This is a genomic window from Novosphingobium sp. UBA6272, assembly GCF_002440635.1.
GTDB lineage: Bacteria > Pseudomonadota > Alphaproteobacteria > Sphingomonadales > Sphingomonadaceae > Novosphingobium.
The window spans coordinates 71,855-85,246 of record NZ_DJUW01000028.1 but is presented as its reverse complement, the minus strand read 5'-3'; the positions used below and the strand labels follow the sequence as shown (position 1 = coordinate 85,246).

The 13,392-nt window shown below is 63.9% G+C and carries 14 protein-coding genes; 7 read left to right on the top strand and 7 right to left on the bottom strand.

Going from position 1 to position 13,392, the window contains the following annotated elements; genetic code table 11:
• The first annotated feature begins 9 nt into the window (after positions 1 to 9).
• Both B2V17_RS13375 and B2V17_RS13370 read left to right on the top strand, forming a co-directional pair.
• Positions 10 to 891 carry a DMT family transporter gene (locus B2V17_RS13375; protein WP_292998504.1) on the top strand — a complete coding sequence of 294 codons (882 nt, stop codon included), beginning with the start codon at positions 10 to 12 and terminating at the stop codon, positions 889 to 891.
• 62 nt (positions 892 to 953) lie between these two features.
• Positions 954 to 2,738, top strand: a complete 1,785-nt coding sequence (locus tag B2V17_RS13370; RefSeq protein ID WP_292998502.1) for a DUF885 domain-containing protein — start codon at positions 954 to 956, stop codon at positions 2,736 to 2,738.
• A 10-nt stretch (positions 2,739 to 2,748) separates the two neighbouring features.
• Here the strand turns inward: B2V17_RS13370 and nadA are convergent, their stop codons facing one another.
• The 4 genes from nadA to B2V17_RS13350 form a co-directional block, all read right to left on the bottom strand.
• A complete protein-coding gene (gene nadA / locus B2V17_RS13365; RefSeq protein ID WP_292998500.1) occupies positions 2,749 to 3,735 on the bottom strand; it encodes a quinolinate synthase NadA in 987 nt (328 codons plus the stop codon).
• Between the two features lie 52 nt (positions 3,736 to 3,787).
• Positions 3,788 to 4,549, bottom strand: a complete 762-nt coding sequence (locus tag B2V17_RS13360; RefSeq protein ID WP_292998498.1) for a hypothetical protein — start codon at positions 4,547 to 4,549, stop codon at positions 3,788 to 3,790.
• 80 nt (positions 4,550 to 4,629) lie between these two features.
• A complete protein-coding gene (locus B2V17_RS13355; RefSeq protein ID WP_292998496.1) occupies positions 4,630 to 5,295 on the bottom strand; it encodes a DUF4230 domain-containing protein in 666 nt (221 codons plus the stop codon).
• Positions 5,274 to 6,200, bottom strand: coding sequence for an MBL fold metallo-hydrolase (locus B2V17_RS13350; RefSeq protein WP_292998494.1), 927 nt, complete (start codon positions 6,198 to 6,200; stop codon positions 5,274 to 5,276). Before B2V17_RS13350 ends, B2V17_RS13355 begins: the two co-directional genes overlap by 22 nt.
• Positions 6,201 to 6,573: 373 nt before the next feature.
• Between B2V17_RS13350 and B2V17_RS13345 the strand changes: the two genes are divergently transcribed.
• From B2V17_RS13345 to B2V17_RS13335, 3 genes are all read left to right on the top strand, one after another.
• Positions 6,574 to 7,539, top strand: a complete 966-nt coding sequence (locus B2V17_RS13345; protein WP_292998492.1) for an SEC-C domain-containing protein — start codon at positions 6,574 to 6,576, stop codon at positions 7,537 to 7,539.
• Between the two features lie 145 nt (positions 7,540 to 7,684).
• Entirely contained in the window at positions 7,685 to 8,980 is a 1,296-nt protein-coding gene (locus B2V17_RS13340; protein WP_292998490.1) for a spinster family MFS transporter, read from the top strand.
• 14 nt (positions 8,981 to 8,994) lie between these two features.
• Positions 8,995 to 9,303 (top strand): hypothetical protein, encoded by a 309-nt coding sequence (locus B2V17_RS13335; RefSeq protein ID WP_292998488.1) that lies wholly within the window; start codon positions 8,995 to 8,997, stop codon positions 9,301 to 9,303.
• A gap of 15 nt (positions 9,304 to 9,318) precedes the next feature.
• On the opposite strand, the gene B2V17_RS13330 is transcribed toward B2V17_RS13335, so the two are convergent.
• The 3 genes from B2V17_RS13330 to B2V17_RS13320 form a co-directional block, all read right to left on the bottom strand.
• Positions 9,319 to 9,687, bottom strand: a complete 369-nt coding sequence (locus B2V17_RS13330; protein WP_292998486.1) for a hypothetical protein — start codon at positions 9,685 to 9,687, stop codon at positions 9,319 to 9,321.
• A 155-nt stretch (positions 9,688 to 9,842) separates the two neighbouring features.
• Complete coding sequence (locus B2V17_RS13325) at positions 9,843 to 10,298, bottom strand: DUF1465 family protein (protein WP_292998484.1); 456 nt, start codon at positions 10,296 to 10,298, stop codon at positions 9,843 to 9,845.
• 159 nt (positions 10,299 to 10,457) lie between these two features.
• Entirely contained in the window at positions 10,458 to 10,655 is a 198-nt protein-coding gene (locus B2V17_RS13320) for a YdcH family protein (protein WP_292998753.1), read from the bottom strand.
• Between the two features lie 182 nt (positions 10,656 to 10,837).
• On the opposite strand from B2V17_RS13320, the gene B2V17_RS13315 reads away from it, so the two are divergent.
• Positions 10,838 to 10,993 (top strand): YdcH family protein, encoded by a 156-nt coding sequence (locus B2V17_RS13315; RefSeq protein WP_292998482.1) that lies wholly within the window; start codon positions 10,838 to 10,840, stop codon positions 10,991 to 10,993.
• Between the two features lie 106 nt (positions 10,994 to 11,099).
• Complete coding sequence (ptsP, locus tag B2V17_RS13310) at positions 11,100 to 13,376, top strand: phosphoenolpyruvate--protein phosphotransferase (protein WP_292998480.1); 2,277 nt, start codon at positions 11,100 to 11,102, stop codon at positions 13,374 to 13,376.
• The last annotated feature ends 16 nt before the right edge of the window (positions 13,377 to 13,392 follow it).

The window sequence follows — 13,392 nt, the reverse complement described above, 5'->3', positions numbered from 1 at the left end:
GGCAAGCCAATGGGCAATGCAACGGGGGCAGAGCAGAAGGGCTGGAACGCGCTGCATTTCGCCGCGCTGATGGGCGGCAATGCGGCGCTGGCAGTAGGCCCGCTGTTTGTCCGCCACGCCGATAGCGGGCCGGTCAGTGCGGGGTTCTGGCGGTTGCTCCTGGCCCTGCCTGTGCTGTTCCTGCTGGCGCGGCTAAACCGGGAGAAGTTGAGCGGTTTCACGCCGACGACCTGGTGGGCCATGGCCGGAGCGGGGGTGTTCTTCGGGCTCGACATTGCCAGCTGGCACATCGGCATCGGCATGACCCGGATGGCCAATGCCACGCTGTTTGGCAATTCGGGCAGCCTGGTTGTGATCGCGGTGGGCCTTTACGCATTGCATCGCGCGCCGCGCGCCGGGGAATGGCTGGCCTTTGCCCTGGCGATCGCGGGTTCGGCGATCCTGCTGGGTCGCAGCCTGGAAATCGGGCAGCAGACCCTGATTGGCGATCTGTTCTGCATTGCCGCAGGGCTGCTCTACGCGGGCTATATCCTGCTGCTGCAAAAACCGCGGGCCGAGCTTGGGTCATGGGCCCTGGTGGCCTGGTCGAGCCTGGCCGGGGCGCCGGTAATGCTGGTGACGGCGCTTCTGCTGGGCGAACCGGTCTGGCCCACGCTGTGGTGGCCGCTGGTTGCGCTGGCACTGTTGGGGCAGGTTACCGGGCAGGGCCTGCTGATCTATGCGATGCGCCACTTCACGCCGCTGGTCTTTGGCCTGGCCTTGCTGACCCAGCCGGCAATCGCGGTGGCGCTGGGCTGGGTGGCCTTTGGTGAGGCCCTGGTGCCGATCGATTTCCTGGGTATGGCGATGGTCGGCTTGGGCCTTGCGCTTGCCCGCTCGACGCAGGACTGATCGCCCGCTAGCCTGAGCGGAACGCGTTTCCCCCGGGGAGAGATCAGATGAAGCCATTTGCCTTGCTTGCCGCCCTCCCGCTCGCTGCCCTGACGCTGACGGCTTTGCCAGTCGATGCCGCCAAACGCCCTGCCGCGGCGGTCTGCTCGCCAAGGAGTGACGCCGCCTTCAAGGTCCTGAGCGAGCGGTTCATTGCTTCCGCGTTGCGGCTCTCTCCGGTCGAGGCGACCGCGCTGGGGGTGCATGACTATGACGCGCAGCTGCCCGGCATTACCGCCCAGGCCCGCGCCGCCCGCAGCGCAGAATGGCGCGCGCTGCTGGGCGAACTCACCCGGATCAACCCGGCGCTGCTCAGCCGCGATCATCAGGTCGACTATGCAATGCTCAGGAACGAGCTCGAATACCGCTTGTTCGCCAATGATGTGCTGCAGGAATGGGCGTGGAACCCGCAGCTCTACAACGATATCGCCGGGGGAGCGCTCTACACGCTGGCCGCCCGCGATTTCGCGCCGTGGGACGTGCGGCTGAAGGCGGCGACCGCGCGGATGGAGGCATTGCCCGCGATGCTGGCCGAAAGCCGCGCACAGCTGGTTCCGGCCCGCGTCCCGGCGATCTTTGCGCAAACCGTGTCGCGCCAGAACGGCGGCATCGTCGAGATCGCCGAGACGATGCTGGCCCCGCAGGCGGGCGTGCTGTCCGCCGCGGACCGGGCGCGGTTCGATGCCGCGCTGGCCGGCCTCAAGACTGCCGTGGCCGAGCATCAGAAGTGGCTCGACGAGGTGCTGGTCCCGCAGGCCAGGGGCGACTTCCGGCTGGGTGCCGCCAAGTACGACCAGAAGATGAAGTTCGCGCTGATGAGCGACCTGACCCGTCCGGTGCTGAAAGCCCGCGCGCTCAAGGCCAAGGCGGAAACCCGCGCCGAGATGTATTCTCTGGCGCGGACCGTGCTGGCCGGCAAGCCCGGCGCTCCGGCCTTGCCCGTACAGCCGAGCGCCAGCCAGCAGCAGGCCGCAATCGAGGCGGCGCTGGCCTTGTCCTATGCCAAGAAGCCGCCGCGCCGCGAGCTCGAGAAGCGCGCCCGCGAAACGACCGAGCAGGCGACCAACTTCGTCCGTAAAAAGGGCTTCATCCGCATGCCCGATGGGCCGGTGCGGATCATCACCATGCCCAAGTTCCAGCAGGGCAACGCGGTCGCTTACAACGATCCGCCGGGGCCGTTCGAAAAGGGCCAGCAGAACTTCTATGCGGTCAGCCCGATTCCGGAAGAGTGGAGCGACGAGCAGGCCAACAGTTTCCTCACCGAATACAACGAATACATGATCCACGACCTTTCGATCCACGAGGCGATGCCGGGGCATTACCTCCAGCTCGATCATTCCAACCGCACCGACAATCCGCTGCGGGCAATGCTGTGGTCAGGGCCGTTCGTTGAGGGCTGGGCGGTCTATGCCGAAGGGGTGATGAAGGATCAGGGCTATCTGAATGGCGATCCGCTGTTCAAGCTGACCGTGCTCAAGATGCGGCTGCGCTCGGTCACCAACACCCTGCTCGACATCGGCATCCACACCGAAGGCATGACCCGCGATCAGGCGATGGAGCTGATGCAGAAAGGCGCCTTCCAGGCCGAACGCGAAGCCTCGGGCAAATGGGTGCGGGCCAACCTCAGCTCGGTCCAGCTGCTGAGCTATTTCACCGGCTACGAAGAACACCGCATGCTCCGGGCCGAGGCGCAGCAGCGCTGGGGCAAGAGCTTCACCCTGCGGCGCTATCACGACACCGTGCTGAGCTATGGTTCGCCGCCGGTGAAATACGCGCGGGCGCTGATGTTTGGATTGCCGGTGCGGTAGGATCCAGGGGTCACCGCGCCCCCAGATCCCCCTTGCCGACTGTCCCGCCGGCCATCTCCAGCATCCGGTCCAGACTCTTCTTCGCCTGCAACCGCAGCCCTTCCTCGATCTGGATCTGCGGCTTCAGATCGCGCAGCGCGAGGTATAGCTTTTCCAGCGTGTTGAGCGCCATGTAGGGGCAGATGTTGCAGGCGCACTGGCCGTCTGCGCCGGGCGCGCCGATAAAGGTCTTTTCGGGGATCGCCAGTTCCATCTGGTGGATGATGTGCGGCTCGGTCGCAACGATCAGCGTGTCACCTTCAAAGCCCTTGGCGTAGTTGAGGATCCCGCTGGTGCTGCCGACGTAATCGGCGTGGTCGATAATGTGCGGCGGGCATTCGGGATGCGCGGCGACCGGGGCGCCGGGGTGCTGGGCCATGAGCTTCAAGAGCTCGGTTTCGCTGAACGCCTCATGGACGATGCAGACGCCCGGCCAGAGCAGCATCTCGCGATTGAACTTGCGGCTGAGGTACCCGCCCAGGTGCCGATCAGGGCCGAAGATGATCTTCTGCTCGGGCGGGATCTGGGCGAGAATCGTCTCGGCGCTCGATGAGGTGACGATGATGTCGCTCAGCGCCTTCACCTCGGTCGAACAGTTGATGTAGGTGAGGGCGATGTGGTCCGGGTTCGCGGCGCGGAACTGCGCGAACTTTTCGGGCGGGCACGAATCCTCAAGGCTGCAGCCGGCGTCGAGGTCGGGCAGGATCACGGTCTTTTGCGGGGCGAGGATCTTGGCCGTTTCGGCCATGAACTTGACCCCGCAGAACGCGATCACCTCGGCATCGGTCGCTGCCGCCTTCTTCGACAGTTCCAGACTGTCACCGATGTAGTCGGCCAGGTCCTGGATTTCCGGGCGCTGGTAATAATGCGCCAGGATCACCGCGTTGCGCTCCTTGCGCAGCCGCTCGATCTCGGCGCGCAGGTCGATCCCGGCAAGGTTTTCGGTCTGGACAGTCATCTGGGGCAACTCCTTGGGAGAGTGCTCCAGATGGCCCGTCAGGCCCGACTAATCAAGGCAGGTATGCTTCCATCGGCCGCGCCGCGCCGGGATATCCGGCCATCAGTTCGCGGGTGAAGTCGATCGCCCAGGGGGTGTAGGCAATCAGTTCGCCCACCAGGATCCACAGCGGAATCGCGGCAAGCCCGACGAACCAGGCCGGATGGATCGCGCCGGTATGCCGCTTGTCGCGGATCATCCCGGCGAAAATGAAGATCATGCCGATCATGTTGCTGATTTCCCACGCCCAGGGGATCAGCAGCGGCATCGGCAGCAGACGGCCGAAGCCCGGCCCGGTGATTGCGGCCATGGCGCACAGCATCAGCCGCCGGTGCCAATCGGTGTGCTTGCGCATCGCTACTGCCGCGCCGACCATGATGGCGAAGGCAAGGATGCCGGTCGGGTTGCCGAACAGGAATTCGTTGGCATCGAAGAAGAACGGCCCCCCGGTGCGGCGCATCGAGGTTACAGTAATGGCCAGGGCCAGCACGACCATCAGCGGCACCCACAGGGCGGAAAGCCAGCCGAGCCGGCGGTGCAGCGCGAGGTTGTCGCTGGCGACCAGGAAACTCTGGGTCAGGAACAGCGCGATCCAGCCGAAGAAGACAACGGCGTGGAGGTGGTAGACCAGCGGCACGGCGAAGCTGGAACGCCCCGCGGCCAGCTGGAACGAGAAGCCGGCGACCATGACCAGGCTGATCGCGCAGGCCAGTTTGAAAAAGAACCGCTCCTCCGTGCCTTGCAGCGAACCGGGTGAATCGAATGCAGTTGCCATCGCGGCTTCTCCCTCTTGGACTCCGCGACCCGTTGTAGGCAACTAATACACCCAGATGAACCTTACTGCAATGCCGCTCGTCAAGGCAAATTCGGCTCTCCGTCGAACCGCACCGTCACCTTGACGTCGCCATAGCCGGCCACCTTCAGGGGCACCGAGAGGTTCTGTGCTACCGCCTGTTTGGCCGCACTGCGGGCAAGGTCCAGCAGAACCGGGTTGGCGGCCTGCTCGGCGGCTTGGCGTTCGGCCAGCAGGGTATTGTCGCGGGTCAGCTTGGCCTGGGCCGGGCCGGTGATCCAGATCCCCTCGCGCAGGTACTGGGCGCGGGCCTCATCGAGATTTGGCTTGGACAGTTGCAGCGGGGGCAGGGTGACCGCCAGCTGCTTGCCCTCCGCATCCCAGCGGAACCGTCCGGAATCGAGCTTGGCGAGATCGAGCGTATAGTCCACCCGCGCCGGGATCACCGCGACCTGGCGGCTCTTGAGCAGGCCAAAACCGCGCTCGTCATCAGCGCTGACCACCGGGGCCAGCTGGGCCGAGAACACCGTCAGCCGGTTGGCCTTCTCGAAGGCGGCGAGGCTGGTGGCGATCGGGTCGCCGTGATCCTTCGGGCCATAGGCTTGCCACAGGGCCCAGGTTGCCAATGCCGCGGTGAAGAACAGCAGGTACCAGGGCAGGGCAAACTGCCGGGCAATGGCCCGCGCGTTCTGGCGTTCGGTCTCGGTTATGCTGCGCTCAGCCGCCATGTCTCGCCTTGCTCCGCCACCACGCCGCGCGTCCTCAGGTCATAGAGATGCGCCAGCACCGAACGCCCTGCCGCCCCGGTCAGGCGCGGATCGAGGCCCTTGTACATCGCGCTGACGAATTGCGGGATCGCTTGGGGCCCTTCGCCGAGCAGCCGCAGGATCTGCGCCTCGCGCTGGCGGCGATGGCCGAGCATCCCGCGCACAAGCTGGCGCGGCTTGTCGATGGCAGGGCCGTGGGCGGGGTAGAGCACCGTGTCTTCGCGCTCATAGAGCTTGGCGAGGCTGTCCATATAGGCGGCCATGTCGCCGTCCGGCGGAGAGACCACGCTAGTCGACCAGGCCATCACATGGTCCCCGGTAAACAGCGCGCCGCTTTCCAGCACGGCATAGCACAGGTGGTTGCTGGTATGGCCAGGGGTGGCGACCGCTTCGATCGTCCAGTCCGGGCCAGACAGCCGTTCGCCATCGGCCAGCACCCGGTCAGGGGCATAGCTGTGATCGAAGGCGCTGTCGGCGCGCGGGCCGTCGTCGCTCAGCACCAAGGGCGCGCAGCCGATGATCGGTGCGCCGATGCGAGCCTTGAGCACGGCGGCGGCGGGGGAATGATCGCGGTGGGTATGGGTGCACAGGATCGCGGCGATCTTGGCCGAGCCAACTGCGGCGAGGATCGCCTCGACATGGCCCCGGCCATTGGTATCGGCGCCCTTGAACGGCGAAGGATCGGCATCATCGCCGCTGTCGGCCGGGCCAGGATCGATCACCGCCACGGCATCGCCCGCGCCGACGATGTAGGTCTGGGTCCCGGTGAAGGTATAGGGCGAAGCATTGGGCGCCAGCACCCGCCGCACCAGCGGCTCGCATTGTTCTGACAGGCCGGTGGGCCAAGGTTTGGGCGGGGCTTCCATAGCGGTCGATATGGGGCGGGTAGGGGCGAGTGTCGAGGGGTATGGGGAAGCGAGTAAGGAACCTAAAGCAAGTTCCGCCCACCCTGAGCCTGTCGAAGGGTGCCACGCAAAGGTAACAAAGCTCCACACGCCGCGCGTTCACCCTGTTACCTTTGGTCACCTTATGTGAGCTTCCACCGTGGGCGCGGCTGTGCGGGGGCGGGATCGGTTACAATGGGAAAGAGCGGGGCGGAGTTTGGCAGATTGGTGCGGTGTAGGAAAGTTGGTGGGGCGCGTGCGTAGGCCGGGGACACGGTATTCCGTGTACCCTTGCAACCTCAAAAGATTGGACGGATGATGGGGACATCTCGAGAGTGTGCTAGGAGAAAATTCCGTGACTCTTCTGATTTCAATACAGAATTCTAAATACACGATATTGCTTTGTGATCGTCGGATTACGGCGAGCGGTTCTGTAGTAGATGACTACTATAACAAGCTGACTGTGTTGTGCTGCAATGACGCTAGGGTCGCGATTGCGTTTACTGGCTTAGCAAGATTCAATGGATTTGACACCGACGAATGGATCATGTCCTATTTGAACCGCGCTGGCGACACAGACGACGCGTTTGACAGCTTGATGGAGGGGCTGCGACGTGAAATAGAAATTGAGTTCGTAAAAAACAAGCTAACTTCCAATTCTCTCACGTTTCTAATTTGCGGATTCAAATATGACAAATCAACAGAGCCTGTCTGTCTAAATATTTCAAATTTAGATGAAAGTGGAAAGCCGTCAAGCAGGTTTGTGATTAACCGTCGAACTCTAGATGAAGATGGTGTGATTGTTCAAATTGAAGGTTGGACGCCAGCGGTCGAGCCGGGAACAAGAGCTAGTATAAAGAAGATTGCGAAATCTGAATCTAGAGATCAGCACGCACTGCGTAAAGCTGTCCTTTCGCTACAAAAGGCTTCTAAACACAAAGATGCAATGAAGACAATTGGGATGAATTGTAATAGTGCTGTAATCGATGCACGAGTAGACACCACCATTGTAACTACATATCATGTCGGAAAGGCTGATCGTACCGTTTATGGGCCGAACAGTGTTGTTACGAAGGGTATGTATTCATATGGACCTATGCTCCGAGGCGAAGATTTGTTGACTGGACCTGAGATCAAGAAGCGTGATCCGTGCTGGTGCGGAAGCGGACTCCTTTTCAAAAGCTGCCACATGCGAAAATTCGGCTCAAGCTACATTAAATTGCCAGGATTCAATCGACCTTTGACCTACGTCTCGAGAATATCTTTTGATGATCCTAGGCCATCAGGAAAGTCTTTCTGTGTCGCAGGAGGATTTGCCTAAGCGCTAAAGAGTCTTGACCAACTGCTTCGGTAGCTTCGGCGACCCCAAACTGGTGAGTGATGCCCCCCCACCCCACCATTCCCCCTTCCCATCGCCGCCGGCCTCCGCCACCATGCGCCAAAGCACAAACCAGGAGAGCGCGCCGATGTCTGCCACAGGCCCTAACGCATCGGAGCACTCATCCGTCTCGTCCTGGGGGCTGCTCGCGCTGCTCACCGTGATCAACGTGCTCAACTTCGTCGATCGCCAGTTGCTGCCCAGCTTCGCCAATTTCATCAAGCCCGAGCTGGGGCTGAGCGATACCCAGTTTGGCCTTCTGACAGGGCTGTTCTTTATCGTCTTTTATGCGGTCGCCGGGCTGCTCATGGGGGTGCTGGCCGACCGGATGCACCGTGGGCGGCTGATTGCGCTGGCAATTGCGGCCTGGTCGCTGCTGACCGCGGTGAGCGGGGCGGCCAAGGGGTTTGTCTCGATGGCCGTGCCGCGCGCGCTGATCGGGGTGGGCGAATCCGCGCTGACCCCGGCGGCGGCGTCGCTGGTGGCGGACCGGTTCAAGCCGTCGCAACTGGGGCTGGCGATGTCGCTCTATTACCTTGGTGTGCCGATCGGGGCGGGGGCGAGCCTGCTGGTCGCGGGTTATCTCGGGCCGACGATCGGCTGGCGCAACTGTTTCTACCTGCTCGGCGCAATCGGCATGGTGCTGGCGGCGCTGATGTGGCTGGTGCGCGATGACCGGGTGGTGGGGCCGCCAGTCCACAGCCACGGCCCCGGCTGGCGCGGGCATATGCGGGTGCTGATTGCCGCGCTGCGCCAATCGCCGGCGCTGTGCCTGGTGATCGGCGGCGGGGTGGCGCTGCACATCGCGGTTGGCGCGGCGGCGTTCGACCAATTGTGGTTCGTGGAAGAACGCGGGTTCGAACGGGCCGAAATCGCCAAGCTGACCGGGTTCATGACCGTGGTTGCGGGAATCGCCGGCAGCCTGTTCGGCGGCTATGCCGGGGACTGGTGGTACCGCACCCGCAAATCGGGCCGGGCGATGCTGCTGTTCTGGATGATCCTCGCGCTGGCCCCGCTGACGCTGGGCTTCCGGATCGTCCCGGCGGATTCGATCTGGTTCGTGCCGGGGATCGGCGCGGGGATCTTTCTGCTCTGCGCCTATTATGGCCCGGCGGTCTCAACCATTCAGGAGCTTTCGCCGCCTTCCTCGCGGGCGACGGTGGTGGCGTTCAACATCCTCTGCGTCAACGCGGTCGGCCTTGGGATCGGGATCACCGCCACCGGCGCGCTGATCGATCTGTTCCGCGCGGCGGGCAGTGCCCAGCCTTACAGCAGCGCGGCGCTGAGCATGTCCGTGGTATCGATGCTGGCGCTGCCGGCCTTCTTCCTGGCCGGGCACTGGTTCCACCGCGACAAGGCGCGGGTGGATGCGGCGCAGGCCTAGGATCGCTTTGCCGCATGTCGCACGAAAAACGGATTGTCACTTGCACCGGCCCGCATGATCCGCATGCTTTTGACGGGATTCCGTTGCGGCACCGCAGTGGCGATCTCGACCGGCGATGCCCGCTATGCGCGGGGCACGGCCAGTGGAACCGCGAGTTCGATCTTGTCAGCCAGCGCTCAAAGCGCTGCATTTGCGACAAGTGCGACGGGCGCGGCTGGATCGAGACGGGGGACGATCCGGTACCCGTGCCCGATATCGAACGGTCCGAACACGGCGCGCCGCGTTGGGTAACACGGTTCGAGCCATCGGATGATCGGGAATAGTCCTGATGCCCGCGTCTAGTCGGCTTTCCGGTTCAGCTGCCTGAGCCCGGGGTGAGCCGCGTGCCGCGCGGGTCCACCGGGCGCGCTGCAGCTATAACTGACGGTCACTGTCTGGATCACCAGCTTGCGGTCGCCGCCGACCTGGACCGGGACAGCGCCGGTCTGGCTGGCGAGACGCATCAGCCATGCACCCCTGCGCAGGCGTTTGAGGGTCAATTTGCCGTCGGCACCGGTGACCTGTGTGGTGGTCTGGCCATTTGGTGCCACCAGCACGACCTGGGTGCGCGGCAGCGCGGTTTCCACTGGCAGGGTGCACGTGGCCTGGGCTGCGGTGGTCTGGCTGAACAGCACCAGGGCCAGGGCGGATCTAAGCACTGTCGTCACTTGGGGTCTCCCTCGGGACTTGGGGTCTCCCTCGGGAATCGAAACCAAAGGTCCCGCCGCGGCTGATCGCGCGATCGCCACTCTGCCGAACAACGACTTCGCAGGAGATGTCGTCGGATGAACCTGCGCGGTTCAATCGGCGCGCGGGAAAAATTCTAACCCCTGACTTGCGCGCCCAGCCGTTCGCGCAGCGCGGCGATCGCGCTGGGGCTGGCGGGATCGCGCTCGCGCCAGCCGTTGTCGAGCCGCTTGAGCCGGGCGTGGAAACGCTCGGTGGCCTGGATCAGCTCGCGGGTCGGCCCGTCGATCAGGCCCAGTCGGTGCGGATCGGCTTCCGGGAAATCGGCCAGTTTGCCATGGCGGCGCAGCTGGAATTCGCTCAGCTCTCCGGCAAAGAAGGCGCGGTGGTTGAGCAGCCAGGCGACCGCGTGCATCATCCGCGTGGTCGTGCGCAGCGCCTCGCAGCTCAGCGCGACGGTTGTCTCGTCATCGCCGGTTTGCTCAAGCCGCCCCGACATCGCAAAGGCTGCGCGGACCTCGTCCGAAAGGACCAGGGCCTCACAATAGAGTCCCTCGATGATCCGGGGATTGATGCTTGCCGGGCTTGCCATGTCTGGGGCCGCGATAGGCGCGCGGAATCATGCTTGCCAACAGGCTCACGGAAAGTTTGCCACACCATTTCGGGACTGTCCCTTGGGGGGACGGTTTTTCGGGACGAACCGATCCGGCTGCGGGTGATCTGCGGGCCGGTCCGGCCACCGCGCCGCTGCTTAGGCGATGATGTCGGGGATCAGATAGTCCTCGATCATCATGATCTGGTCTTTGAGACGCAGCTTGCGCTTTTTGAGTCGGGCAATCTGAAGCTGGTCGTTCGATCCGGCCGCCGTCAAGGCATCGATGGCAGCGTCAAGATCGCGATGCTCCACCTTCAGCATTTCCAGGCGCTTGCGCATCTCCTCTTCGTTCACGCCCGCAAACTCCATGTGCCGGTTCACCGCAAAGCCGCTGCGCCCTGACGCCGGACTTTACGAAGGTGCTTCGCAAGATAGGCTTAATATGTTTTCATGACAATCGCAGTGACTCGCCGAATGCCGAGTCGGTTATCGGCGGTGTCCTTGCAGCCCTGGGGCTAACACAAGGAGAATCCCGGATGGAACAATCGCATACCAGCGCGTTGCAGCTCAAGCATGCCGGTCTTGAACGGCAGATTCAGGAAGAACAGAGCCGCCCGTTGCCTGATGTCGCGATGATCCAGTCGCTCAAGAAGCGAAAGCTCAGGATCAAGGAAGAGCTGGCGCACATCTAGTCGCCAGATGGCAGCGCCCCGTCGCCTCGGCGGGGCCGCCAAAAATTCGTTTGCAGTAACGACCGCGTCCGTTCCCAAGGGCCAACCTTTGGTCTAGGCTGGCGCTATGCCAGTGACCAGCGCCGTTTCCGCCGCCCGCACCATCCTCACGCGCCTGCACGACGTGATGGCTTCGCGCAGTCATGCCCAGGCAAAGCTCAACACCGTGGTCGAGGTGATCGGCGAGGGGCTCGATAGCGAGGTCTGCTCGGTCTACCTGCTGCGCGAAGGCATGCTGGAACTGTTCGCCACCAAGGGGCTGGCGCAGGAAGCGGTCCACGTCACCCGCATGGCGATCGGCGAGGGTCTGGTCGGGACGATCGCCGACAATATCGAAACGCTCAACCTGGCCGAGGCGACCGCGCACCCGGACTTCTCCTACCGCCCCGAGACCGGCGAAGAGAAGTTTCACTCCTTTGCCGGAGTGCCGATCGTTCGCCGTGAGCGCGCTGTCGGCGTGCTCTGCGTCCAGCATGCCGATCCGCGCCGCTATGAGGAAGTGGAAATCGAGGCGCTGCAGACCGTGGCGATGGTCCTGTCCGAACTGATCGCCGGCGCCGGACTGGTTGATGATGAGGACGTCGCGCTCGGCCCCCAGCAGACTGGTCCCGCGCGGCTTCCCGGGCTGATCCTGGTCAAGGGGCTGGCGGCGGGCAACGCCGTGTTCCACCAGCCGCGGATCACCATCGAACACGTCATGGCGGAAGACCGCGATGCCGAACTGCAGCGCGTCTATCTCGCCTTCGACAAGATGCGCGAGCAGATCGACAAGATGGCGAGCCAGGCCGAGTTCGGCGTGGGGGGCGAGCATGAGGAGGTGCTCGAGACCTACAAGATGTTCGCCTATGACGAAGGCTGGAGCCGCCGGATCATCGAGGCGATCGATTCCGGACTGACCGCCGAGGCGGCGATCGAGCGGGTCCAGCAGCGCACCCGGATGCGGATGCGGCAGATCGACGATCCGCTGCTGGCTGACCGGATGCACGATCTGGAAGACCTGTCGAACCGCCTGCTGCGGATCGTCTCGGGCCAGATGGGTACGGCGGCATCGCAAGGCCTGCGCAGTGACACGATCCTGATCGCCCGCAACCTCGGCCCGGCCGAGCTGCTCGAATATGACAAGCGCCGGCTCAAGGGCGTGATCCTTGAGGAAGGCTCGCTTACCGCGCACGTGGTGATTGTCGCCCGGGCGATGGGGATTCCCGTGCTGGGCCGGGTCCGCAGCCTGCGCGGGGTGGTCCGCGATGGCGATCCGCTGTTGCTCGACGCCGAAAAGGGCGAAGCGACCGTTCGCCCGATCGAGGCAATGGTCGAGGCCTTTGACCTGCGCTTCGTCAAGAGCAAGGAACGCGCGGCCGCCTATGCCGCCTTGCGCGATGTCGAGCCGTTCACCCGCGATGGCACCCGCATCACCGTGATGATGAACGCCGGCCTGCGCGATGACATGCCCAACCTGGCCCTGGCCGGGGCCGACGGGGTCGGGCTGTTCCGGACCGAGTTCCAGTTCCTCGTCTCCGCCACGCTTCCGGCGCGCGAACGGCAGACCCGGCTGTACCGCGACGTGCTCGATGCCGCAGGCGACAAGCCGGTCGTGTTCCGCACGGTCGACATCGGCGGCGACAAGGTGCTGCCCTACCTGCGCCACAACGATGGCGAGCATGAGGAGAACCCGGCGATGGGCTGGCGCGCGCTGCGCGTCGCGCTGGAGCGCGAAGGGCTGCTCAAGGTCCAGGCCCGTTCGCTGCTCGAAGCGGCGGCCGGGCGCACGCTCAACGTGATGTTCCCGATGGTCTCCGAACCGTGGGAATTCGATGCGGCCTGCGCGGTGTTCGAGACTCAGCGCAAATTCCTCAAGGGCCAGAAGAAGCTGCTGCCCGAGGCGGTGCGCTATGGCGCGATGCTCGAGGTGCCGGCTCTGGCCGAGCAGCTCGATGTGCTGGCCCCCAGGCTGTCGTTCCTGTCGATCGGGACCAACGACTTGACTCAGTTCCTGTTCGCGGCCGATCGCGCCAATCCCAAACTGGCCGAACGCTATGACTGGCTCAGCCCTTCGATCATGCGGTTTCTCAAGCGGGTTCAGCTGAACCTGGCCGGCTACCCGATCGATATCACCGTCTGCGGGGAAATGGGCGGACGGCGGCTGGAAGCCCTGGCGCTGCTGGGGATCGGAATCCGCCGCCTGTCGATCACCCCGGCCAGCGTCGGGCCGATCAAGGAACTGGTCCGCAAGGTTGATCTGCCCGAATTGGGCCAGGCCATGACCCAATGGCTCGCCAGCCCACCCCCGAGCCTGCGTGACACCCTGTCAGCCTGGGCTGCGGAGCGTGGGATTGATACCGACTAGTCCCACGACAGGCCCT